Here is a 21,953-nt window from a genome sequence, read left to right on the forward strand (position 1 = left end):
TTATATCCATCGGTTAATAACAGAGAATTGTATCTTCTATCTAAACTGTCTCATTTTAACCCATGTTGCCATGGTAAAACTGGTTAACTTCTCCTCAATATCAACACGAACGCGGTCACTTGCTCGTTTAAATTTTAACGCGTGTTTGCCTTGCCATGGACCTTGGCTCCAACGAGCACCAACGATAGCGCCGTGATGTTTATCGCCATGGCTGGATAAATTAGTGAGAATTCTAGGCTTTTTAGCACTTGGTTCAAAGTCGTAATACGTCACCAAATTGGAGTCAGCGAGAACCTCAGCTTTAACTGAAAGCCATTTTTGATGCTGTTGGCTTATCGCTGTGCCAGTGAGATCGTCGATAGTATTAAACTCGGCAAATTTGGCTTTTGAGGCGATATCATCGCGCCATTCAGAACGGGTCTCCCCAGAAAAATTTATTGCTTGTCCTTTTTCAATCAATTGTTGATAACCTAAGTCATTTCTAACTTCAACTAAGCCTTCAAAAACATGGACTTGAGATAAGCCATCCTTTGTTACTTCAACCCCGATTTCGGTCCCTAAGTCTATGATTTCGCTATTAGGTGTATCGATAGTAAAACCAATAGCCACTTTGGGAACATCGGTCATTACTTTGCCGCTTATTAATTCTACTCGTTCTTCATTAATAATATTGATGGCGGCCGGGCCGGAAATTTTTAGCTGTGCGCCGCGGTAAAATTCGAGCTCAAGAAAGCCCTCTGATAAATGTAATTGACCGGGTTTTACAGAGTCGCCAATTTTAAATATGGCGTTTTCGTGCAAGCCAATGGCATTGGCGATAACCGCAACGCCCAGATCTTGATATTCGTATTGAGGTTTGGCTTTATGCTCTGTTGGCTCTGATAATTGTGTGGTTAACTGAGTGGCCTCAGCGTGGTTGGATTTGTCGTGATTAGGCTCGGCCGTTAAAAAATGAAATGACAACAACGCACATGCCGCTGTGCTTAAGGCGGTTAGTAACCAAGGAAAATAGCCTCGAACAATATTGTCATCGGCTGGCCTTTTATCAAATTGATTGTTGGTAATCGCTGAAATAATGTCTGACTCAAAACGTTTATTGGTCTTATTTTCAAAAGCAGTAGTAACCGTTTGGTTCACAAAATTATCGAGTAGGTCGGTCGCTTCAAATCGTTGTCGAACTAAATTATCAATAGTGAGTTGTTCACTGAGTTGATTTTTTAATTCGGGATTATGTTCGGCCAATGCGATAAGCGCGTCAAACTCGTGATCAGCTAGCTTGTTATCTAAAAGTAGCGCAAGCAATGCTTCAAACTGTTTTTTATGCTCCATGTTATTGTTCATAACTCAACCTAAAATCTAGACATTGTTTCAATTTAGTTCGGATCCTCATCAAGGATAATCGAATGGCGGTTGGGGTCATTGCCATTTGCTCGGCAATGACCTGAGTGTCGTCTTCCATATGATATTTACGACCAATAAGTTCTTTACTTTTTAATGGTAGCGCATTGATACATTCTTTTAATGCATTAACCTCTTGATGTTCACCAAAAGTAACTTCATAACTTTGTTCAAACGAGTCAATTAGAAACAGGGTTAGTTTGTCGTTCATTATTCGGTTATGCCGAGCATGTTTACGAGTTTCATTCCTAACCAAATTTCGAGCAATACCTTTTAACCAATGACCAAAATCTAAACTTTGATCAAACTTTTCCAACTCTTTGTATGCAACGATAAAGGTTTCTTGGGCAATATCATCTACAGCGTGTGAAAATACTCCAAGTCCACGAATATAGCTCCTGAGAGTCGCTTGATATTGCCGAATAAACGATGTAAATAATTGATGTTCTTTAGTCATGTCCACATCAGCTATTGACGTTGTTGATGCCAGTCGGATTAGTCATTAACAAAACCTTCGGCTTGCTCTTGTTTACGGGCAAATAAACTAAAGACTAAAACGACCGCAAAACAGAATAACGGTAGCAAATAGCTAAGATTTACATTGGCGGTTTGATCAATGATACGACCTTGAATAGGTACAATTATCGCGCCACCTAAAATGGCCATAATAATAAATGAGCCACCAAGTTTTCGGTCCTCGCCAACGCCTGTTAACCCTAAACCGTAAATAGTTGGGAACATTAACGACATACAAGAAAAACAAGCTAACAAGGCATAAGTACCAATATTACCACCGACAAAAACGGCAATAGAAATTAACACGATTGCTAAACTTGCCATTATTGTTAGAAGACGAGCTGGGTGAATATAACTCATTAAAAAAGTACAGATAAAACGAAAACAAGTATAAACACACAGGCCATAAAAGACATAGTCTCCTGCTTCAGCTTCGTTTGTGATGCCCGATAGGTTGTCCATGATATACCGTATGGCATACGTCCATATTCCAACTTGGCAACCCACATAGAAAAACTGCGCAATAACCGCAAACTTCCACTTACTATTTTTCTTTAATCTGCTAAACGAAGCTTTTAAATTTCCAAATTTGTCGTCTGACTTACCTGACGGAAAGCGAGTGAAAAAGATAAATGCGGCCAATGTTAATGCGACAAGAGCGACGATTACGTAAGCCGAGACAACATTACTTAATTCTTGAGCTTGCATAGTATTGAGTTGCTCTGGCGACAAGGCTGCTCGTTCAGTTTCATTTGCACTATTTAAGCCTTTTAATATTACTTCCTTACCTAAAAATACGCCCATTAACACACCAATTGGATTGAACGATTGCGCAAGGTTAATCCGTTGAGTTGCGGTTTTTTCTGGCCCCATAGACATAATGTATGGCGCAGCAACTGTTTCTAAGATGGCGCAACCAGAGGCAAATACATAAAAGGCAAATAGGAAAAATTCAAAACTCATGGCCTTACTTGCTGGATAACATAAAAAGCACCAATGGCGTAAATTGTTAATCCAGTTAATACACCGTTTTTGTAGCTGTACTTTTGGATCAAATAAGCCGCGGGTAATGCCATGCAAAAATAAGCACCATAAAAGGCAGATTGGATAAATGAAGATTGAAACAAGGTCATACTAAGTACTTTCTGAAATGCAGGTACGAGCAAGTCGGTCATGTTGTTTGCCGCGCCCCATAGGGCAAAACAGGCAGTAATCAGTATAAAGGGCAATAATAAGCCTTTTGAAATAATCTTATTAGCATCTTTTGACGCGTCTGTTTGGGCTGTTCGCCTGATTGGGGCCGCCTCGATTGTTTGATTAACTTCCATTATGTTCTCATCTTTTCGTTATTATAATTAATATGAGTAGTTTGAATTACCCTGTAAATAGCGGATTAAACCCCGCCAAATGTTCATTACTATCTCCAAATTGACTTGTAGGTACACCACCGGCTTGAAGCATCTTTAGAAATAAATTAGACATTGGGATGTCTTCGGTGAACTTGTGATAGCGACCATGTTTAAGCCCCATGTTTTTACCTCCAGCTAAAATAAGAGGGCAATTTCGAGCATTATGGGTGTTACTGCATGCACTGCCATAAAGTATTTGCGTGTTGTCTAATAGCGAGCCGAATTGGTCGGTGGTATTTTTCATTCGGTCAATAAAATAACTAAAATGGCCCGCTAGCCATTGGTCATATTTACCCCAATCTTGCCAATGTCCGGTTGTTTTATCATGGGTAATTGCATGGTGGCCTTTTTGAGGCCTAGTTGAATTTTAGGGTATGCATCTCCCAGTCCCATGCCGTCTTCTCGGGCAATCATGTATGAAGCCACTTCTGTTAGGTCGAGTTGAAATGCCAAGACAATAAGGTCGTACATAGTGCGGATATAGGCTTGTGGGTCTATTTTAGCATCTACTGCAAGGTCAATATGATCCGCATTAAAGGCCCCTAACGGGATGTCTAACCATGCTTCGTTGCGCTTAATCTGTTCTTCTAGATCATTTAACGACGCTAAGTGCTCTGAAATTTTATTTCTATCTGCAACGCCCAAACGTTTTTGCAATCGTTTAGCGTCTTCGAGTAACAAGTCGACTACCTTTTTGTCTCGATGCAAACTTTTCTTGCGTTCGATAGATGTGTTTTGGCCGTCTGGGGCAAAATAACGCTCAAAAATTTGTCTATGGCTATGCTCAGATGGCAAGGCTTTACCCTGATGATTAAACGATAAGGTTGAAGCTCGTGACTTAAACCCAACACCGCCGTCGGCGGAAAGGATCAATGACGGGTATCGGGTATTGTGTTTTTTAATTGCTGCAGCGTATTGGTCTACAGAAATACTATTTTTGTAATCGCCACGCAGATCCCCAGCTGTTAAGAAACTATCACCGGCGATATGCCCTAGTAATTGTCTCGATTTTGGGTGGCTTAAACCACCTATAATTGAAAGGTCTTGTCTGTGCGGGTTGAGTGAAGACAATACGTTGGTGAATTCATAATTGTCGCCTTCGCCAGAGGGAAACCAGTTCCATTGTTTATATTCGGAGTCCAAGCTAAGGCAAACTAACACCATTAGGTACATACAGATAACACATGCGTTTAGGGGCGGTGAGTCGACTACCAAGTTGTTTAGTTTCCGCCATACATTCTAAGTATGGCAAGCTTGCCGCCACACCAATACCTTTGATGAAACTGCGGCGATCTAATTTAAACCCTTTAATGTAATTCATATCTTCTCCTTTAACTTGGGCGCTGGTTTATCTGTTTGTGCAGAAGGTGCTCTAACAAATGCCGGGCTTCTTATTATTGATGTAATTATGCTTTGCATTTGGTACTGGTTGTTTTTAACTTCGGTTAATATGGCATTTAACGCGTCTTCATCATGAAAACTGACTTCTTTGGCAAGGGCATAGGCGTATAGATGTTTGATGAGCGATAAGACCACCTTGTCTTTCTGCTCGGTCACAAGGTACTGCTTAATTTCTGCTGTACCTTTGATTTTTGTGCCGTCTGGTAATACGACAGAATCATCAATTTCGCCACCTTTATAAGATGCACGAAGGCGACCAACCGCATCGTATTTTTCAAATACAACACCAAAGGGATCGATTTTAGCGTGGCAATCTCGGCAGGAGTCTTTGTCTCTATGCAACTCTAATTGTTGTTTTAATGTTAAGTTTTCGAAACCAGGGTGTCGGGATCAAGCTCTGGAACATTAGGAGGTGGCGGAGGTGGAGAATCCCCTAAGATCTTTTCTTTTAACCATACCGCTCGTTTAACAGGGTGGCTATGTACGCCGTCGGCATGGCCTGTTAGGAAAGTCCCTTGGGATAATAAACCGCCTCGAGCATTATCTTCACCTAAAAGTACTTTGACAAACTCACTGCCTCTGACTTCTTCAATGCCATAAAACTCCGCTAAATTTTGATTTAACATCGTAAAATCGGCTTTAACCAAATTTAATGCTGGTAGGTTTTCCTGCAGTAAAATTCGTATGAAGTGTTGGGTTTCTAGTGCCATATCTTGTTTAATAAAACGGGTGTAGTCGGGGTAGGTTGCAATATCAACAGATTGATTTTTTTGTCTGTCTAATCTTAGCCATTGACTCGTAAATACATCGATAAAACGCATGACTTTGTCGTCGTTTATCATTCGTTTCATCTGTGTCTCTAGTTGACTTTCCAACTGGCCATGTTTGGCAAGCATCAACAATTCATTATCAGGTGGTGAATTCCAAAGGAAATAGGATAAACGGCTTGCTAATGCGTATTGGTGCATTTGTCGCGTTGTCTCATCACTTACTTTACTCGTCGTTATAACTGGTGCTGCTTGTGTTACAGAGTCAGTGAGCTCTGCCTTCATTTGTTCATCATCAGCTTGATATATAAATAAGAAGTTTGTTGAACATAGAACCGCAACTAAGGTCTCTTTTATGCTTTCTTCAAAGGACGAGTAATCATCTTTTATGTTTTGCCAATAATTAAAATAAAACATCACTTCTTCTGCGGTAGCGGGTCGCCGATATGCATTTGATACAAACTGTGTGATGATTTCATTGGCGTAGATTTCAGGATTGTTTTTGTTCGCCGATTCTATGAAGATCTTTTGATGTGCCTGCGTAGGCCACTGTTTAAAATAGGGGCTTCAAATTCGATGTAATCTATATGCAAAGGACTGCCAAATTCATCTGAACTTTTTACTAAATTATTATTCCAAAGTCCGACTTTTAAGCTGCTACTGGTAATGTGATCTCCCTGTGTACCATGGAAAGGGATTGGCAGGTTTTCTAGGCGGCCATAAAAACTAAAGACTTTTTGGTTGCCTTCAATATTTTCTACGCGGACACTTTTAGTAAATGTTTTATAATCCATACCATCGTCGGTCCGGGTTCCGATATAAGGCATGATCTCTGGTACAGCGTCTTCAAACTGACTGGTGTCGAGATATTTCGCAGGTAGGTTTTTAACATGTTTATGGTTAGCCTTTAACTTTGTAAATACAAGGTGGCTGAAACCGGGAAAGTGTTTGTCACTGCTAAATGCTACTTTTAGTTTGTCACCTCGAACTAAGTAAGCGACCCCTATGCTGGAAACAACCAAATTGTTTGCCGTTGATTTATCAGTGGAGACAAGAGGTGTGTTAAAACCAATATCTTTAGTAAATTGCAAATTAATATGACTGTTAACGCCTTTTGGCAATGCTGGGTGTACTAAATCTATTTGAAAATAGTCACCGCCACGCGCTGGTGCCTGAACCACAATTTCGCCAGACACGTTTTTACTATTTGGACTAGGTAATAATATTTGTGTCTCTTTAGTTGGTTTTTCAAAACCAATTGTCTTTTTGCATTTTTAGCTAAAACAACAAATCGATTTACACCTTTAGCTGGCTTTTTAAGCGAGGTATTGTTTTTATCTAGTTCAGCTAAAGGTTTGGCGTTGGTTAATGACTTTGCATTTAGCGCTAGTACGTCAAAAGCATATCCTTTGCTCGCCTTTACCCGTATTGCAAAATCGCCATTGCGTGGGTATTGATCTTTAATTTGCATCGATAAGTTAGGTGAAGGACCGTTCCAGAGCGCCATATCTGCCAGCTTGAGTTGTTTCCTTGTGCGGCAACGCGGAATAAAGAGTGATGCCATCTTCCATCATTTTGAATCGTCTAGGATTTGAACCTCGTAAACTCGCACTGAAATAAGGTTTTATTTGTTCTACTTGTTGGCCGTTTTTCGCCAGTCCATTTTCATCCAAAACTTCTACATAAAAATCATTTTTAGCAACGGCAACTTCCATATAACCTTTTGTCAAAGTATTAGGTTCGCCCTTACCGACACCTTTGCCAAAATGCATTCGGTAATGACTTATTGCTGGTTTGTCGCCCAAGTTAATTGCTTTATCTAATGCGCTTCTGGCAATTTTTTGGAAGGTTTCGAGATGCAAGTTTGATGTCGACAAAAGTTCGGCATTATTACTAAAACCAATTTCGGATAATTGGTCGTCAGGCAATTCACTCTCAAAGTTTACCGATACACCTAATAAGTCTTGTAAGGTATTTGAGTATTGCTGTTTAGTTAAGCGTTGCATTACCTGTTTGCTTGAGCCTTTTTCATCTCTTTGGCGGTAGCAATACCATTTGTAAGCCAATCTACTACGGCACGTCTTTCTTCTGTACTGAGTTGGTGTTCCTTCGGCGGTGGCATTTCTCCAGAGTTAATCATATCTAATATTGCATGCCACTGCGGGGCATCGTAACCGTTAACAAAGTCTGGATTTAGCGCTGAAATTTGTACTCCGCCTTTTTGTTTTTCGTCACCATGGCAGCTGTAGCAATATTTATCAAACAAGGGTTGGATGGTTTGCACAAATACTTCTGTCGTTACTTTCCGATAAATCAAATGCCTTAGCGTCTTCAGGTAACCATGATTTAATGGCGTTAGGTGCAAACCGCGTTAAGTAGGTTTCGCCATGTACCAAATTGCCGCCAGCGTGGGCAGCAAAAAACAAAATAATGAGTAACGCGATAGATGAGGTTGTATAGATAGAGGTTAACAATATTTGGTTTTTGGGGTTTTCACCAGTTTCACTGGTTTTACTAATCAACGTGTGCTTTAACGCTGTACAAATAAAGGTTATTAGAGCAACGCATATACCTGCGGTTAAATGGGCTTGAATTTGCTCAAAACGAAACCCTTCATTGGAGGCTAGAGTCATACCTAACATAACAGTGACAAAAACCGAGAACGAAGCAAACCACCATATAAACAGAATAATTTCGCTAATTTGAGGCGGTGACTTCTTGCGTACAAAGAACTCTAGGATTGGAATTAGCACGATAAGTGTAATGGGGAAGTGTAATACCAATACATGAAAACGTCCGAAGAATCGGGCGATACCTTGACCATCTATTTCATTAAATGGAATTGTAAGCGCGGAGGCGATTATTATTAATGCTAAACCAATTAAAATTGGAATTGGTTTAATCAATCTACGTAAATACATCTTTTTCCCTAGTTGTCGCTGTTAATCCGAAAACAAACAGCATTGAACATTATTATTATTTTGGTTGTTTTATATAATTGTCATGACTAAGCAAAGTGTTTCATTATTTATAATAAAATACTTATAACAGGTTTGGGAGCCAAAAACCGTTTATTAACTTGGATAACAGGTTCGATTTAGCAGAGTAAGAACGTAATCTTTTTTGACACTTCTTATTTTTAGCGATGTGGGGAGCGATAAATGACAGGGTTACGCTATTTAAGCTTTTATTCGGTGGTTACTTTCTTTGTCCATTTTATTGCTCTGCACCGCTAATATATTTGATGTTTACATAGGCTAAAGCTAAAGGGGGAGGCCTTTCTGGACAACACTTTATCGAAGCCTGCTACATTAAAATTAATGATAGGTATTGCAAAATACGCAGGGTTGCTAGAGCGTTAATATTTGGTGTTAAGACTTGGCTTATTCATTTACTATTTGCGCTAGGTCTAATTTTTTATACTAAAATGAATAACGGAAAAGCGCGCCTCGAATATGAGGTGTTCCTCCCCCATAAAAGGTCAATGTTATGTCTAAATTATTTATATTAATTGTGTTGTTAATGCTTAGCTTTACATCGTTTGCATCTAAAACCCTCATAAGCAACCTGACGATGCGATATTACTGACTGTTTTTCTCAAACATGATCAAAGCCATAGTTTTGAGGAGTTTCAAAAAATCCTTGAAGAACAAGGTTTTTTGACAACTTTCCACCAAAAGGGGTAACGGTTGTTAGCTGGTACGTGATGATGGGCATAGGGCAGGTGGTTACTTTGGAGGTGCCGGCCCATAAACTAAGAGAGGTTAATCTTGCTGTTGAAAAAAGTGCATGGAAGGCGTTTTCTACGGAATTTTACCCTACGTATAATCTGTACCCTGTATTCAAGGATAAACTTAAAAACAAAGCTAAAGTGGCATATTAGTTGTATTGCTATGTATAAATAAATTCGTGTTCGCAATATGTTATTTGTAGGAATGCCATTTATTATGACGTGAAAAATAAGTTTAAACTCTGACAAAGCCCCTAAAAGTAAAAGGGGCTTTTTTGTGTCTTTAGCTCTGGTAAATTATAGCTCTGGTAAATTATAGCGCTAATGTTGTTTTAATATCGGAAATGGCTTTAGTGGATTTACCCGAAATAAATGGAATTTAAAGGAATAGTTATTAAATGGATGTTGTAAAAAGTCGGTGGGCCGTCATTTTTTACCTAGCCGTATGTTTATTCTCAAACACGGCTAACGCGCTATCCCCTATAGAATGTAATAACAAAGATGCCTTTTTACAGGAAGTGTACTCTTCAATTGAATTACTCAATGTAACGGATCTCAAAAATAAAACTCATATACTATCAGCACTTTGTTTTGATCAATCACACCTCACATTTACTAAACTTGCCATCGCAGATGCAGAAGACGACGGACGAAGCATTGTTGAACTTAGAGATAAGATCGCTAATCAGCATTTGCTAAATAAAAATAATCCTTACTTTCATTGGCAGCTGTTTACGGTATTACAAAGTCACTATTGGGATGTCGATTATCAAGTAGCCATTGAAACCCTTTCGAAACTGAACGTTTACCTTAACCCGATTGCTAACACTGAGATTGAAGTAAGACTGTTTGTATTAATCGGAAATTTATACTGGAATGCAGAGACCGAGCTGCAATTGGAACACCAAGCTTACTACAAAGAGGCGTTGCGTTTTGCTCAGCAACAAGGAAATAAAGAGTTACTGGCTTATGTTTTGTATCATATCGGTGACTCCATTCCTTTAAGGAATGTTGATTCTGAACGCGAATTTTTGGCAAAAAAAGGCAATGGCTACAGTTAATTAACAATATGCCAAGTAGTGTTACAAAAGCGGATGTGCAATTGTTGTTAGGCACAGCCAATGTTGGAAATACAGCACAATCAAATATTCGCTTTGTTGAAAACAGTATAGAATTATTCGATATGTTTGGTGTGCGACGTTCTTCGATCAGCGCTAGGGTCAGTTTGGCTGAGTTATTATTTGAATATGGTTTGTATGACAATACAGTAGCGGTTATCAACGACTTACTCACAGAAAAAATACTTACTGGTTTGGATAAATCCAAGTTATATAAATTCCTATTTTTAATCTCTAAGAATCACAATAACTTTGAACAGGCAATTGTGTGGCAGGAATACTATTACGAATCAATTTTAGAACAGTCGTTACCTGAAGAAAGCTTAGACATGTTGTTAGCAAATTATAAAGTGGCCGAACAAAAAATAAGGCAATGTTACTGGAACAAACACTTAAAGTATCTGAGCTTAAAATTGAAAATAACAAACAACATATGGTTAATTTATTTTTACTTGTTGGTCTACTCATCGTTGGGCTTTCGTTTGTATTATTTATGTATCAGAAAAATCATAAATCAAAACTAAAATATGAAAAATTAGCAACCACAGACACATTGACTGGTGAAAAAATAGATATTCAATCTTACAATGTGGTGAAAGGGAAGTAGACGTTTCAAAACGTACTGGTATTCCGATGACCGTTGCGCTTGCAGATATTGATGACTTTAAAAAGATTAATGACCAGTATGGACATGACATAGGTGACGAGGCGTTAAAACTGTTTGCGGATGCTTCGAAGTCAGCAGTTAGAAGTATTGATTATTTTGGTCGGTATGGTGGTGAAGAGTGGTTATTTATTCTGCCAAATACCACAGAGGCAGAAGCTAACGCCTTGTTTAAGCGGATCTCAGTTAAACTCAGTAATAGCAGACAAGAACATGGTTTAAACCATATGACATTTAGTATGGGCGCTGTGGATTTGCATGGTGGTCACAACACCTTAGAGCAACTGATCAAAATAGCTGATGAACGTCTATATACTGCAAAAAACAACGGTAAGAACCAAGTTTGTGTCAACCCAACGGATCAAGTGCTTAATGTAACATTATCTAATGCATAAAAAACACCTGCGATAAGCTAGGGGATTTTAGCGCTTTAGTCCCATTTAATTAGACCGCTTCTGTTGATACTAGACGCTTATATATCTACATTTCATTTTAATAACCTCTGACATTGGATGTCATTTAACACTTAATTGCCACCGTCCTAAATCAATTTTAACTTCCATTTTTATATGATGCTAAATTTTGGCTAATATGACCACATATTGGTTTTGGAGTTTATTTTGTTTTTGATTTTTTGTATCGAATTTTATTTAAGTTATTGTTAATTATATATATTAAATGTTGGCACCCTCGTTGCAAAATAGAAAATAACTAAACATGAGGATTAAAATTATGAACAAATTAACTAAAACACTTTCAACAATCGTATTAACTCTTTCAACAATTGGTATGGCAAATGCGGCAAATTCAGTTGTCGCTGCTGATGATTATGTCACCACTAACCTATGTGTTGTTGCAGCACAAGGAGATCGAATTAAACTGCACAAAGCAATTAAAGACTCCCGTTTAAGTAAAAACTTCATTGCAGAAAAAGTTACGTGTAATGACCAGAACATCTTAGCTTTTGTGGAAGCGCACGCTGAAAATCCAGCCAAAATTAATAATCTACTGATGAATGGTCAGTATGATACTCAAGTTAAAATTACTGACTTAGCCGCTGTACAATACTAGGCAACGTCGTTTGGACTGATGTAAGCGGTCAGACTCAAAATCTGAATGTAAACATACAGGGTTCGATAATGATTTAACTCAAAAGTGAGCTTATTGCTCACTTTTTTGTGGGTGGTGAAAACCTGTGATTTTTCTATTAATTTTCCTATATAGTGGCGCTACACTATTCAGTATTTTTACTTAAAAAGGAATTTACGGCCTCAATGCATAACTTTCTAAAAAAGGTTTATCTGCGGTTCGCTCTGTGGCTGATAAGGCTTCAGAAGAGTTAACGTCGGGTTATACCCTTGTTAAAGAAAAGGTAAACGGGCTGCCGATATTTATGTCGGCAGAACAATCGGGTAACTACGACGATACCGAATACGATGAAAAACACTACTTTGTTATCCCCTACGAGCTATCTGACTATAAATTTGCGTTACATACAATGCGGTGTTTACCAAACGGCGTACCAGAAATTAATAATCTTCCGAAAAAACGTATTTTCCATTTCCCGAACGAACATTCGGAAGAAATGCTTAAAGGTTTTATGCGTCAATCTGCTGAGACGTTGGTTAGGACTCGAAACGATGGAAAACTAAATAGTCTTGAATCGTTAGCCAACCAAATTGATTTACTTGATAAAAAGCTCACCTATGGCATGTTGTTAGTGGGTGGTCTGGCGGCGATTGTAAATCCTCTATTAGGGGCTGGAATAGCAGCTAAAGCACTCATACCGAGCGTTGGTGGCTTACTTAATAGATACGGACTGCGTCCCACGGGTGAAAAGCTTTCTCAGTATCAATTAGATAAATCGATAAAAGAAGCAGAAGCACATATTGCTAAGGAATTTGAAGGTGCGGATACCTTGCAAGTTATTAATCCGATCTTACAAGAATTAGAGTTTGCGCTAAGGACGACTCAATCACAACATGACCCGCTAACTGACCCAAGCCTTGCTGATGGCAGCATTAAAGAGTTGGACGATGATAGGTGGCGTGAGTTAACTGAAAAAGCGATTTGTCATGTTTATAAGGAAGTTTATGAAGACAGTAGGTTGCATAAACAAGCCTCACTTGGACCGGAAGATCTAAGATGGTTACAAACACTCTTTTATGTTCATGATAGAAACATCTAGTCTCGAGCAACTGGAACATATAATAAAACTATTAATTTCTTAGTAAATACCTAAAATGGCAGCCATTAAATTATTCTAAGTACCTGTTCTTAGTTCTTGAAATCAAATCCTAAAGTTTATACATGAAATTATTGAAGTCAGCTGTTCACCCTGAAATACGAGATCTTTCTGCCCCAACGTTTACCCGTAAAGCGGCACGCGCCATCGTGCTTAAGGGTGAAGATATATTGCTTCTTTACACCCAAAGATACCATGACTACACATTACTAGGAGGTGGCATAGATGACTGTGAAACCCATGTAGAAGGATTAATAAGAGAATTGCGAGAAGAAACCGGTGCTCATTCAGTAACTAATATTAAAGAGTTTGGTTTATATGAAGAATTTCGGCCATGGCACAAAAGTGACTTTGATATTGTCCACATGGAATCTTATTGCTTTGTGTGTGATATCGATAGTGAATTGTTGACCACAAAATTAGAACCGCACGAAATTCAAAATGGCATGACACCGGTTTGGATCAATATTTTTGATGCCATAAAGCATAATGAAGAAACCTTAGCGAGCAACCCTAAAAAAGGATTGTCTATTGTCAGAGAAACCTTTTTATTAAAACTTATTGTTAAGCAATTATTGGGATTACAAAACTAGTAAGGAAAACCACTGATTTACATCTTGTTTGAAATAAAGTTAGTCGATTTCAATTGACTCACCACGTTGGTCAACTTGATGCGACAGATTTGTGGTAGAAGGTGAAACGCCACTTTGGAGATAACTTGGGATATTTTCCAACTCTAACGGGCGAGAATGAAAATAACCCTGAAGATATTGCACTCCAAGTTTTTTAAGGGCATTGGTTTGTTTTTCTGTTTCGACACCTTCCGCGATGACCAAAAAGTTAAAAGAGTCTGCAATATTGATAACGGCAGTCACAATGGCTGCACCATTTGAATCCATTTTAGCGACAAATGAACGATCTATTTTGACCATATTTACCGCTAAATCTTGCAATACAGATAGCGATGAATACCCTGTTCCAAAGTCATCGATAGAGACTTTAATTCCCATTCTTTGAAGTTGTTTTATCAGGTTAGATGTCGAGTCGAAATCGGCAACAAAAACTGACTCGGTTATTTCAAGATGTAATAATTCTGCCGGCAGCCCACTGTTTAAAAGAGCATTTTTAACAATATTGATAAAATTTTCATTTTGAAATTGGATCACTGAAACATTCACGCAAACAGCTACGTTACGTCCTATGCCCCATTGACTCGCGTGCTGACAAGCATGATTGAGTACCCAGGCGCCGATTTCGTGAATAAGGCCATATTGTTCAGCAATGGGAATAAACTCATCTGGTGGTATGTTTTCATCTTCATTTCGCCATCGAAGTAGGGCTTCAAATGCCGCTATTGTGTTATCTTCTGAGCGGATTATAGGTTGGTACACTATCCTGAGTTGGTGTTGTTCAATTGCTTTGGTCAAACCGTTTTTTAAACGTAACTCTTTGGAGTAAAGTTTTTCCATCTGTTCTGAAAACACTCCAACGGTAGAGCGCATTTGCTTCTTTTGAAAATACATTGCCATGTCGGCTAATTGAATTAGGCGATCTTCAGTCCTCGCATGTTCTGGGTACAAAGCGATACCAATAGTTGCACCTACCGATAAAACACCGTTTTCAATTTTGTGGTGTTCCGACAGCTTTTCAATTAATTGTTTTGATTTTTCTATGGCACTTGATTGGCGGGTATTGGTAAACACGATAATAAATTCGTCACCGCCCCAACGACATAACAATTGTGACTCTAACGTATAGGCTTTAAGGCGATTGGCTGTTTTCTTTAAAATTTGGTCTCCAGCCTTATGCCCAATTGAATCATTTATTTTTTAAAGCCATCGAGGTCAATAAACAGCAATGAGAAGGGCTCTATTGGTTTAGATACCATCATTTTTAGCGCGTCTAAAAATGCCGTGCGGTTGTATAGCCCGGTAAGGGATCCAAATTGGATAATTCATAGATTTTTTGAGTACGTTGTTTTACTTTTTCTTCCATCCGGTGCACTAAAACCGCGTTTTCATTTTTTAAAAATAATGCATTTCGCGTGAAATCAGCCGATTTTTTTGATGTTGCCAACATAACAAAGCCAAATGCTAAACCGAGGACACCGAGGAGTTGTAATGCCTCTATATCGGAAAAAGTAAACCAATGGCGCCGGGGACGAGCAAAATAACCGGATAAAACATCGAAGTGTATTTGTGAGCCGCAAGTATCGTTGCCGCACCACCAGCCATTGAAGCGACAGTAATAACGGTGGTGGTCAATTCTATACCGCTACTATGTGTTGTGGCATAAACTAGATAAGTGGTCCATACAATAGCGGTTGAATTAACCCCGATAATAAACCGTGTGATTGCTTTTTTCCGTCAAAGTCGGTGTTTTTTTCTTTAAAATTCCACCACATAGCATCAATAAATCGAAGAGAAAGGACGGCTGCCATTATCGGCCACCATACTGTTTTGAAATCGGCGGTTTGCGGGTTGTCAAAAGCAAAAACTAAAAAGCTAGAGGTGAGTAAAGTGATTAAAATACCAGAAATGGCGTTACCATATAACAGCACAGCCGCATCTTGTTCGACGTGCTTATTTAATTCCAAATTATTTTTGTTCAAAAAAACAATCTTACTTCTATTTAGACTATGACCTTAACCATAGCCTAAATTTAATAAAAAGCGCGTTTTGCATTACTAAAATGGCGGTTTTGTAAAAATATGCTATTCCATTGTATTTAGCACTATCTAAGTAGCCAGCTAAATTGCAACTTTTGCCAAATTCCTTGCGGTGCAATAAGGGCTTTAATTGCGGTTTTACATTTGCGATGAAAGCCATCACATACGGTCATCCCCGCGACCACGTTATACCTATTTCTAAGTTCGTTAAGTTTGGGCTTTATTGCTAAAATGCTGTTGTGTTTTTCGCTTTTCTCTAAGTCAGACATAAGATTTAGCGCATCAAATATGTATTGTTCGGTGGCGATAAGCTCTCTTTGGTCAATTAAATTAAGCTCTTCGGGGACAATTTGATTTGTTTGGATCCAGTTATCGGCATGACTCCACACTAACAAGTTATGCAAAGTGTGATCGGCATCTACTTGTAGTCCTTGATGAATAATTGGGCTGGCATCTTGGCCTCTGTCGAGCATTAATAAACAAACTGCATAATTGTAAAATCCTGCCATTGGTAATTTAGATAGGTCGTCAATTCCATCAAATAAATGGATCACATTATAATAGTGACCCGCTTGAATATAGACATCCATTAGCCTCATGACTAACTGGTCATCTTGATGTAAACGAGACTTGTTATCTGCAATCATTTTGTCGTCTGGTATTTCACTTTTTTCATGTAGATAGTCGAGAATGCTTGAAAATGCGCCGGCCCAACTGGGTTGCGATTGAATGGCCTCGATTTGTACGAGTAACTTATTAACCGGTTTGCGTTTATTATGCAGAAGAAACTTATCTGCCCATAAACTCGATTGCATGCGGCCACAATTTTCAAGTTGCAGACTCAACAGTTCGATGAGTTTTTCAGATGGAACATGATTGTTTAAACTTTTATATGCATGGTGCAAGGTGCCGTATATATCGCAGTGGTTGCTTATTAGCAACGTAAAGGCGTCAAGAGCTTCATCAATTTTATGAAGTTGGGTCAATACATTTACTTTCCTTGCGAGGGCAAAGTTTACCAAGCTAACTTTTTCATATTCAACTAAGCATGTCAGGGCAGCGTCAAACTGTGCCAAGTCGACTAATCGGTCGACGTAAGTCAGCATGATATATTCATCGCTCGGTGAAAGTTCATAAGCCCGTTTTAGACAATCCGTAGCTTCTTGTTTATCGCCGTAGGCTAAAATTTGTTCTCCTGCAACGCACAAAACGTCTGGGTCGTGTGGGTTTAGTGTAATGTGCCGTTGTGCAGCTTCAACCGCTCGTAATTTAGATTTATCGTCGTGTTCAATCAGTCGATCGAAAATGCCATAGAGTTTTTGCCAAGCTTGAATTAACCCACTTTTATTAAACAATAATTGATAGAGTACTGTCGCGGCCTCATCGTCTCTACCTGTTTGAGATAATAGTTCAGCTTTCGCAGTGGCTAATTCCACGGGCAATTGTTCTCCCAGGAGTTGAATTGAGTAGGTCTATCGCAGCGGTAAATTCACCTTGTCGTGTATATAATTGCGACAGTTGGGCGTAGCTGGACTCATCCATTGGATCGCATTGAATCGCCTGTTCAATGCAGCGCTTTTAGTTTGTCTGTCATCGGCTAAAAAGGCTTTGAAACGCCATGTTGGTGCTAAATGTGGCTGATGAGTCGTGAGTTCATTTGCTAACTCGAATGCTTGCTCAGGCACCCCTAATTCGGCCGTTATTTCTTGAAGTTGCTCCCAGCCCCACGGGTAATCAATATTAAAACGAATGGCTTGTTTCAGATGAGTTAAGGCTTCTTGTTTTTTATTTAATTTTAATGCGTAATCAGCGTAAAAGCCATGCAGTATACCGTCAAGACTATTGTGACTTAAGCAATCCGCTATGGTTTGCAACGCTTGATTTAAGTTGCCTTGTTTTTCGTATAGCTCCGATTGTTTTTTGGCAACTGTGTCCCAAGATGGATTTATCTTTAGTGCCTTTTTAGTGCTCTCTATCGCTGCTGAAATATCCCCAATGGCGAGCTCTATATCGGCTTGTTCACTGTACATTCTTGGAATTAGCGGAAACTTTTCCTGACCGGTGTTAAGGATCTCAATGGCTTTATCCATCTTATGAAACTGACTGTAAAACTGCGCTGCGATGCAGTATGTAAACCACTCGTTGTGATAGCGAACTAACAACATGTCGACAAAATCTTGCAATTCACTTTCCGGCAGTAAGTGTTGTCCTTCATGCCAGTAATGCCAAATTCCACTGTCTATTGAATGTTGCTTTAAGAGCAATTGTTTAACAAAGGCGAGGGAGTTTTGCTTTTCTTCGCGACTCGAAGTGGTTGCCGTGATCAGCCAAAGAGCGGTGCTATTATCAACATCGATGTTTAACGCTTGTTTTGCTAGATGTGTTGCTTGTTCGAAGTCGTTACAATAGTAATAACACTTAGCTAAAAACGCCGTTTGGAATGGTCCACAATTATGTCGTTGGTATGCTTCTTGTGCTTGTTTTAACGCTTCTGGATATTGATTTAATTGCAAATATGCATTGATTAACGTTTGATGCAAAAACCAATTGTCTGGTCGCAACGCTAACCCAGTGACTAGGTTATCAACGAGAAATTGAGGATCGTTATGCCAGTTGGCCGCATAGACATAAACAGATGAAATTTTAGGGTGTTGTTTAATGAGTGACTGTAACTCTAGATTGAGTTTTTCAGTTGCCCCAAATTTACTTAAACTCTGGAAATATAGGTTGGCAATGTCAGTAATAAAAGGGGCGTCAGAATATAACTGGTAATAACAGTTACAGGCTTGTTCCATCAATCCCTGTAATTCATTTAACCGGGCAGTTAATTTTACCCTTAGACGTTCGGATAGGACGTCTTTTTACTTTCAATTAGTGCTTGTAAGGCTTCAATTTCTCCAACGTCGGCTAAGGCAAAGGCGAGTGTTGAAACCAAGTCACTGTCTTTTGGATGCATGGTTAACGCATTTTGCAGTACTTCAATTCCCTTGGCTTTTTGATTGATAATGCAATAGGCGTGGTAAAGTGAAATTGCGGGTGAGGCCGAACGTTCTTGATACTTTTCTACGCGTCTTTGTAACCAAGAAAGGGCACTTTCACTTTCACCTAAAATGTTGGCCATTTTAAAGTAGTTTTCTACATAAACCGCGTTAGTTTCGCTCATGCAGTGACTAATAAAGTAATATTCTTTGGCCTTTAAAAACTCTTGAATTGCCCAATAATAATTGCCGATAGAGTAGTAAACCGAAGCGCTTCTGCATCCAATAGTTTTTAATCTTAATAAAAGTTTTTCTACTAATTTGGGGTTTTCTGAAGTGTCACATATTTCATTAAATAGGGTTTCTGTAAGGTCGAGATTGTGATTTTTGTCTAAATAATCACTAAGCCACTTTAACGCGCCTTTACGGTCACCTAAGTCACGGATACAGAAATATTGTGAATTAAGTAATACGGTTTCATTTGGGGCTATGGCAAGTAATTTATCGTTGGCGGATTGGATCAGTTTGGTATCGTTGAAAAAACACGCCAAATCGCGTTCCATAATTTGGGTCAAGCGATGATCAGGCGCAATTGTTTTCATTTGCTCAAACACACTTGTCATTTTGTCAGCGTCTTGTACTTGCCTTGCGAGTTGATATTGATCTTGAATTGGGAATATGTGACGACAAGTTGTGTCGATAAAATCTAATGTGTGACTGTTTTCTTTAGGCACAAAAGCCATGCAACGAGCGCCAAGAAACGATTCTTTTTCTATGGTTTCGTCTATCAACATTTCCTGCATCGCAGGCGAACTCGGATCCATGATATACATGCTGCCGTGGGGCAAATTATAGCCGATTACGGCTTGCATATGAGAGCTAAAACCCGATGTGGTGACTAAAGCAAAAGGAATGTTTTGATCAATTAAGTTAATCAAAAGTGGCTTTGTTAGTTCAAACTCTGCAAAAGAAAAATCATGGTCTCTGAGCCATTGTCGTTCTTTGGTGTCTGGCGTGCCATCAAAACAAATATCTTCAGCGATAAGCTCAGAGTCATATTGCTTGCCAAAAAACTCGCAATCGCTGCCATTGTAGTGGGTGCGCAAGTCAGGTGTTTTTGTCGGTAAAAGGGCACATCGAGAATTTTTTACCAGCACTGACGTGTTCATTGATGTTTTCGTTTTGGTCAGTGTTTTGGTTAGTTTTGGCTCCTAATGCCGTTTGTTTAAACGTGTCTATGTTGCGACAAACCGCTTGCCAGTAGTACTGTTTACTTTGCTTTAACACCTGTTGGCCTTGTTCAGTGTCACCTTTTGCGAGTAAACACTGGCCATGTAATATTAAATAGTTGCGTTTGCTTTGACGGTCTTCTGCTATTTTTAGCGCATCATATTTTTGTAATGCGAGTTCACATTGTGGCCAATTTAAAAGTTCGGCGTAACTTGTTGCACAGTTTAACCACATTGACGCTGATTGAAATTTGGGTAGTTCACGCCAATAAATGTCGATCGCAAATTCTAGGCCTTTAGCGTGCTGAGCTGAATTAAAATAGGCACGTAAAGTTGATACTTTAGGCTCGGATTCATATAGGGATTTAGCGACATTATAAGCTTGTTCAAATTGATCCTGAGCAATGAGGTTTGAAATATGCAATATTTCAAACCAAGCCTTGTTATCGGTGACTTGCCGGCCTTTTTCTATTAGTTGTTCAGACTGTTCGTAGTTATGAAAAAGTCGTTGTAAAATGGCTTCAAATCCAATGATGTCATCTTCATCTTTGGGCTCGGTTATTTGGGATTTTGTCCGGTCAAAAAACTCTTTGGCTAATATGCAACCGTCTTTATTAAGTACGTAGTACCAATGATCTTTAAGTTGTTCCGCTTTATCTGGAAATTGTCGATAGAGTTTTAGCGAGATGGCCTCAGCGTTTCTGTCCCCCCTAAATGCGCATAAATGGCACTGGCAATTTTACGTTGCGCAATGAGTTGCCAACTGTCTATTGGCCCCCAGAGGTTTGTGCTACACGTTAAGGCATCAGTGTAAAGACCTTGTTTCAATAACGCCTTAGTTTTTGTTACAGCAGTTTTTAATTGCTCATCTTCTTTTTCTACTGCAACTGTCGTCATTTACATTCCCTTAATCTTGACTTTAAACGCATAAAATAATTTTTGTTTGAGTGTATAGGTATTGCGAATAAATTAAAACATCAACTGATAAGTTAACCAGAACAATGCTTTAGCACTATAAAATATATGTTTTTGTTTGTTATAACGTCGTTTATATAGAGTGTTTTTAAGGTGGGAAATGCATCTAGATTGAGTCGATTTCGCCCATAGTTGACTCGTTGTATACCGGTAGGTACAATTTAACCTCTTTGAATAAATAAGTTTGGGAACATTGTGGCGAGCGGCAGAAAAAAGCATTTGATGAAAACACCGCCTTAAATGCTGCGATGGATGTTTTTTGGCAAAAGGGTTATGTAGGTGCGTCGTTAACTGACTTAACTCAACGTATGGGCATTAACAAGCCAAGCATGTACAGCTCGTTTGGCAATAAAGAAGCTTTATTTGTAAAAGCCACTCAGTGTTATCTCGATACTAAAATGAAACCCCATTTAGACTTGTTGTTTGCAGAGGGAGTTGGCCTTAAACAACGTTTAAAAAATCATATGATGTCGGTTGTATCGATGCAATGCAGCGATGACGGAGCCAAAGGCTGTTATCTCGTTTTATGCCAATCTGAACTCGAAAGCGGCGAAATTCCTGCAGAAGCTGAAACTTTGTTAAAACAAGCGGATGCAATACCAAAGCAAATTTTCACTGAATTATTTAAAACGGATCCGGAGTCAATAGAGCTTGGCCTGAACACTAAGGCGGCAGAAAATGCCTTGTGTTTGTACACGACGCTAAAAGGTACCGCAGCTATGGCCCGTTCAGGTGTCGATAAAGCTCAACTTGAATATAGTGTCGACGCTGTGCTTGCGGGCATAAGCACTCAGCTCCACTAGAATATTCATCTATTCTGTTGTTAGTTAACCCTGTTTTTATTATTTATGACCG

29 protein-coding genes and 1 pseudogene are annotated in these 21,953 nt (G+C 39.0%); 7 read left to right on the plus strand and 23 right to left on the minus strand.

Annotation, left to right across the window (positions count from 1 at the left end; translation table 11 throughout):
- Positions 1-36: 36 nt before the first annotated feature.
- The 14 genes from PN838_RS00920 to PN838_RS00985 are packed head-to-tail and all read right to left on the minus strand — an operon-like array spanning position 37 to position 8,412.
- Positions 37-1,341, minus strand: coding sequence for a FecR domain-containing protein (locus PN838_RS00920; protein ID WP_272179488.1), 1,305 nt, complete (start codon positions 1,339-1,341; stop codon positions 37-39).
- Entirely contained in the window at positions 1,331-1,855 is a 525-nt protein-coding gene (locus PN838_RS00925) for a sigma-70 family RNA polymerase sigma factor (protein ID WP_215963071.1), read from the minus strand. Before PN838_RS00925 ends, PN838_RS00920 begins: the two co-directional genes overlap by 11 nt.
- Before the next feature lie 38 nt (positions 1,856-1,893).
- A complete protein-coding gene (gene fucP / locus PN838_RS00930) occupies positions 1,894-2,877 on the minus strand; it encodes an L-fucose:H+ symporter permease (protein WP_272179489.1) in 984 nt (327 codons plus the stop codon).
- Complete coding sequence (locus PN838_RS00935; RefSeq protein ID WP_272179490.1) at positions 2,874-3,242, minus strand: MFS transporter; 369 nt, start codon at positions 3,240-3,242, stop codon at positions 2,874-2,876. The genes fucP and PN838_RS00935 overlap by 4 nt, the downstream gene beginning before the upstream one ends.
- A gap of 46 nt (positions 3,243-3,288) precedes the next feature.
- Complete coding sequence (locus PN838_RS00940) at positions 3,289-3,567, minus strand: hypothetical protein (RefSeq protein ID WP_272179491.1); 279 nt, start codon at positions 3,565-3,567, stop codon at positions 3,289-3,291.
- Between the two features lie 29 nt (positions 3,568-3,596).
- A complete protein-coding gene (locus tag PN838_RS00945) occupies positions 3,597-4,466 on the minus strand; it encodes a DUF1552 domain-containing protein (protein WP_272179492.1) in 870 nt (289 codons plus the stop codon).
- 1 nt (position 4,467) lies between these two features.
- Positions 4,468-4,644, minus strand: coding sequence for a hypothetical protein (locus PN838_RS00950; RefSeq protein WP_272179493.1), 177 nt, complete (start codon positions 4,642-4,644; stop codon positions 4,468-4,470).
- Positions 4,641-5,066: a DUF1585 domain-containing protein gene (locus PN838_RS00955; protein WP_272179494.1), complete on the minus strand. Its 426-nt coding sequence runs from the start codon at positions 5,064-5,066 to the stop codon at positions 4,641-4,643. The genes PN838_RS00950 and PN838_RS00955 overlap by 4 nt, the downstream gene beginning before the upstream one ends.
- A gap of 20 nt (positions 5,067-5,086) precedes the next feature.
- Positions 5,087-6,016, minus strand: a complete 930-nt coding sequence (locus PN838_RS00960) for a DUF1592 domain-containing protein (protein WP_334313465.1) — start codon at positions 6,014-6,016, stop codon at positions 5,087-5,089.
- The gene (locus PN838_RS00965; protein ID WP_272179495.1) at positions 6,007-6,672 is read right to left on the minus strand and encodes a hypothetical protein; all 666 of its coding nucleotides are present in this window, start codon (positions 6,670-6,672) and stop codon (positions 6,007-6,009) included. Before PN838_RS00965 ends, PN838_RS00960 begins: the two co-directional genes overlap by 10 nt.
- Positions 6,630-6,998 (minus strand): hypothetical protein, encoded by a 369-nt coding sequence (locus tag PN838_RS00970; RefSeq protein ID WP_272179496.1) that lies wholly within the window; start codon positions 6,996-6,998, stop codon positions 6,630-6,632. Before PN838_RS00970 ends, PN838_RS00965 begins: the two co-directional genes overlap by 43 nt.
- A complete protein-coding gene (locus PN838_RS00975) occupies positions 6,970-7,497 on the minus strand; it encodes a DUF1587 domain-containing protein (protein WP_272179497.1) in 528 nt (175 codons plus the stop codon). Before PN838_RS00975 ends, PN838_RS00970 begins: the two co-directional genes overlap by 29 nt.
- A complete protein-coding gene (locus PN838_RS00980) occupies positions 7,497-7,775 on the minus strand; it encodes a c-type cytochrome (protein WP_272179498.1) in 279 nt (92 codons plus the stop codon). Before PN838_RS00980 ends, PN838_RS00975 begins: the two co-directional genes overlap by 1 nt.
- Positions 7,750-8,412, minus strand: a complete 663-nt coding sequence (locus PN838_RS00985) for a DUF2231 domain-containing protein (RefSeq protein ID WP_272179499.1) — start codon at positions 8,410-8,412, stop codon at positions 7,750-7,752. Before PN838_RS00985 ends, PN838_RS00980 begins: the two co-directional genes overlap by 26 nt.
- A 1,207-nt stretch (positions 8,413-9,619) precedes the next feature.
- Between PN838_RS00985 and PN838_RS00990 the strand changes: the two genes are divergently transcribed.
- The 6 genes from PN838_RS00990 (at position 9,620) to PN838_RS01015 (ending at position 13,841) form a co-directional block, all read left to right on the plus strand.
- Positions 9,620-10,282 (plus strand): hypothetical protein, encoded by a 663-nt coding sequence (locus PN838_RS00990; RefSeq protein ID WP_272179500.1) that lies wholly within the window; start codon positions 9,620-9,622, stop codon positions 10,280-10,282.
- Positions 10,283-10,290: 8 nt separating this feature from the next.
- Positions 10,291-10,863, plus strand: coding sequence for a hypothetical protein (locus PN838_RS00995; protein WP_272179501.1), 573 nt, complete (start codon positions 10,291-10,293; stop codon positions 10,861-10,863).
- A gap of 55 nt (positions 10,864-10,918) precedes the next feature.
- Positions 10,919-11,398, plus strand: a complete 480-nt coding sequence (locus PN838_RS01000) for a GGDEF domain-containing protein (RefSeq protein ID WP_272182486.1) — start codon at positions 10,919-10,921, stop codon at positions 11,396-11,398.
- Positions 11,399-11,735: 337 nt separating this feature from the next.
- Entirely contained in the window at positions 11,736-12,074 is a 339-nt protein-coding gene (locus PN838_RS01005; protein WP_215963077.1) for a DUF3718 domain-containing protein, read from the plus strand.
- A 244-nt stretch (positions 12,075-12,318) separates the two neighbouring features.
- Positions 12,319-13,191: a hypothetical protein gene (locus PN838_RS01010; protein ID WP_272179502.1), complete on the plus strand. Its 873-nt coding sequence runs from the start codon at positions 12,319-12,321 to the stop codon at positions 13,189-13,191.
- 122 nt (positions 13,192-13,313) lie between these two features.
- On the plus strand, positions 13,314-13,841 hold the full coding sequence (locus tag PN838_RS01015; protein ID WP_272179503.1) for an NUDIX hydrolase: 528 nt from the start codon (positions 13,314-13,316) through the stop codon (positions 13,839-13,841).
- A gap of 39 nt (positions 13,842-13,880) precedes the next feature.
- Here PN838_RS01015 and PN838_RS01020 read toward each other — a convergent pair whose 3' ends face one another.
- The 9 genes and pseudogenes from PN838_RS01020 to PN838_RS01060 form a co-directional block, all read right to left on the minus strand.
- On the minus strand, positions 13,881-14,777 hold the full coding sequence (locus tag PN838_RS01020; protein ID WP_370661079.1) for a putative bifunctional diguanylate cyclase/phosphodiesterase: 897 nt from the start codon (positions 14,775-14,777) through the stop codon (positions 13,881-13,883).
- A gap of 12 nt (positions 14,778-14,789) precedes the next feature.
- Positions 14,790-15,139: pseudogene (locus PN838_RS26850) on the minus strand (GGDEF domain-containing protein); the annotation flags it as partial.
- A 235-nt stretch (positions 15,140-15,374) separates the two neighbouring features.
- Entirely contained in the window at positions 15,375-15,512 is a 138-nt protein-coding gene (locus PN838_RS01030; RefSeq protein ID WP_272179504.1) for a hypothetical protein, read from the minus strand.
- Positions 15,513-15,544: 32 nt separating this feature from the next.
- Entirely contained in the window at positions 15,545-15,859 is a 315-nt protein-coding gene (locus PN838_RS01035; protein WP_272179505.1) for a hypothetical protein, read from the minus strand.
- Between the two features lie 122 nt (positions 15,860-15,981).
- On the minus strand, positions 15,982-17,352 hold the full coding sequence (locus PN838_RS01040; protein ID WP_272179506.1) for a tetratricopeptide repeat protein: 1,371 nt from the start codon (positions 17,350-17,352) through the stop codon (positions 15,982-15,984).
- A gap of 36 nt (positions 17,353-17,388) precedes the next feature.
- On the minus strand, positions 17,389-18,711 hold the full coding sequence (locus tag PN838_RS01045) for a tetratricopeptide repeat protein (RefSeq protein ID WP_272179507.1): 1,323 nt from the start codon (positions 18,709-18,711) through the stop codon (positions 17,389-17,391).
- 41 nt (positions 18,712-18,752) lie between these two features.
- Entirely contained in the window at positions 18,753-20,051 is a 1,299-nt protein-coding gene (locus PN838_RS01050) for a hypothetical protein (protein WP_272179508.1), read from the minus strand.
- The gene (locus PN838_RS01055) at positions 20,002-20,547 is read right to left on the minus strand and encodes a hypothetical protein (RefSeq protein WP_272179509.1); all 546 of its coding nucleotides are present in this window, start codon (positions 20,545-20,547) and stop codon (positions 20,002-20,004) included. The genes PN838_RS01050 and PN838_RS01055 overlap by 50 nt, the downstream gene beginning before the upstream one ends.
- A gap of 254 nt (positions 20,548-20,801) precedes the next feature.
- Positions 20,802-21,020 (minus strand): hypothetical protein, encoded by a 219-nt coding sequence (locus PN838_RS01060; protein ID WP_272179510.1) that lies wholly within the window; start codon positions 21,018-21,020, stop codon positions 20,802-20,804.
- 326 nt (positions 21,021-21,346) lie between these two features.
- Between PN838_RS01060 and PN838_RS01065 the strand changes: the two genes are divergently transcribed.
- Positions 21,347-21,901, plus strand: coding sequence for a TetR/AcrR family transcriptional regulator (locus PN838_RS01065; protein ID WP_215963118.1), 555 nt, complete (start codon positions 21,347-21,349; stop codon positions 21,899-21,901).
- Positions 21,902-21,953: the final 52 nt, after the last annotated feature.

The organism is Psychrosphaera algicola, assembly GCF_028401425.1.
Lineage (GTDB): Bacteria > Pseudomonadota > Gammaproteobacteria > Enterobacterales > Alteromonadaceae > Psychrosphaera > Psychrosphaera algicola.

What these genes read in the sequence shown, in the direction of transcription:
- PN838_RS00975 (WP_272179497.1), bottom strand. Translation starts at nt 7,497, where the DNA reads ATGCAACGCTTAACTAAACAGCAATACTCAAATACCTTACAAGACTTA.
- PN838_RS00920 (WP_272179488.1), bottom strand. Translation starts at nt 1,341, where the DNA reads ATGAACAATAACATGGAGCATAAAAAACAGTTTGAAGCATTGCTTGCG.
- fucP (WP_272179489.1), bottom strand. Translation starts at nt 2,877, where the DNA reads ATGAGTTTTGAATTTTTCCTATTTGCCTTTTATGTATTTGCCTCTGGT.
- PN838_RS01065 (WP_215963118.1), top strand. Translation starts at nt 21,347, where the DNA reads ATGGATGTTTTTTGGCAAAAGGGTTATGTAGGTGCGTCGTTAACTGAC.
- PN838_RS00985 (WP_272179499.1), bottom strand. Translation starts at nt 8,412, where the DNA reads ATGTATTTACGTAGATTGATTAAACCAATTCCAATTTTAATTGGTTTA.
- PN838_RS01060 (WP_272179510.1), bottom strand. Translation starts at nt 21,020, where the DNA reads ATGACGACAGTTGCAGTAGAAAAAGAAGATGAGCAATTAAAAACTGCT.
- PN838_RS01005 (WP_215963077.1), top strand. Translation starts at nt 11,736, where the DNA reads ATGAACAAATTAACTAAAACACTTTCAACAATCGTATTAACTCTTTCA.
- PN838_RS00935 (WP_272179490.1), bottom strand. Translation starts at nt 3,242, where the DNA reads ATGGAAGTTAATCAAACAATCGAGGCGGCCCCAATCAGGCGAACAGCC.
- PN838_RS01015 (WP_272179503.1), top strand. Translation starts at nt 13,314, where the DNA reads ATGAAATTATTGAAGTCAGCTGTTCACCCTGAAATACGAGATCTTTCT.
- PN838_RS01020 (WP_370661079.1), bottom strand. Translation starts at nt 14,777, where the DNA reads ATGGCAATGTATTTTCAAAAGAAGCAAATGCGCTCTACCGTTGGAGTG.
- PN838_RS00990 (WP_272179500.1), top strand. Translation starts at nt 9,620, where the DNA reads ATGGATGTTGTAAAAAGTCGGTGGGCCGTCATTTTTTACCTAGCCGTA.
- PN838_RS00925 (WP_215963071.1), bottom strand. Translation starts at nt 1,855, where the DNA reads ATGACTAAAGAACATCAATTATTTACATCGTTTATTCGGCAATATCAA.
- PN838_RS00940 (WP_272179491.1), bottom strand. Translation starts at nt 3,567, where the DNA reads ATGAAAAATACCACCGACCAATTCGGCTCGCTATTAGACAACACGCAA.
- PN838_RS00995 (WP_272179501.1), top strand. Translation starts at nt 10,291, where the DNA reads ATGCCAAGTAGTGTTACAAAAGCGGATGTGCAATTGTTGTTAGGCACA.
- PN838_RS01045 (WP_272179507.1), bottom strand. Translation starts at nt 18,711, where the DNA reads ATGGAACAAGCCTGTAACTGTTATTACCAGTTATATTCTGACGCCCCT.
- PN838_RS00970 (WP_272179496.1), bottom strand. Translation starts at nt 6,998, where the DNA reads ATGGCGCTCTGGAACGGTCCTTCACCTAACTTATCGATGCAAATTAAA.
- PN838_RS00950 (WP_272179493.1), bottom strand. Translation starts at nt 4,644, where the DNA reads ATGAATTACATTAAAGGGTTTAAATTAGATCGCCGCAGTTTCATCAAA.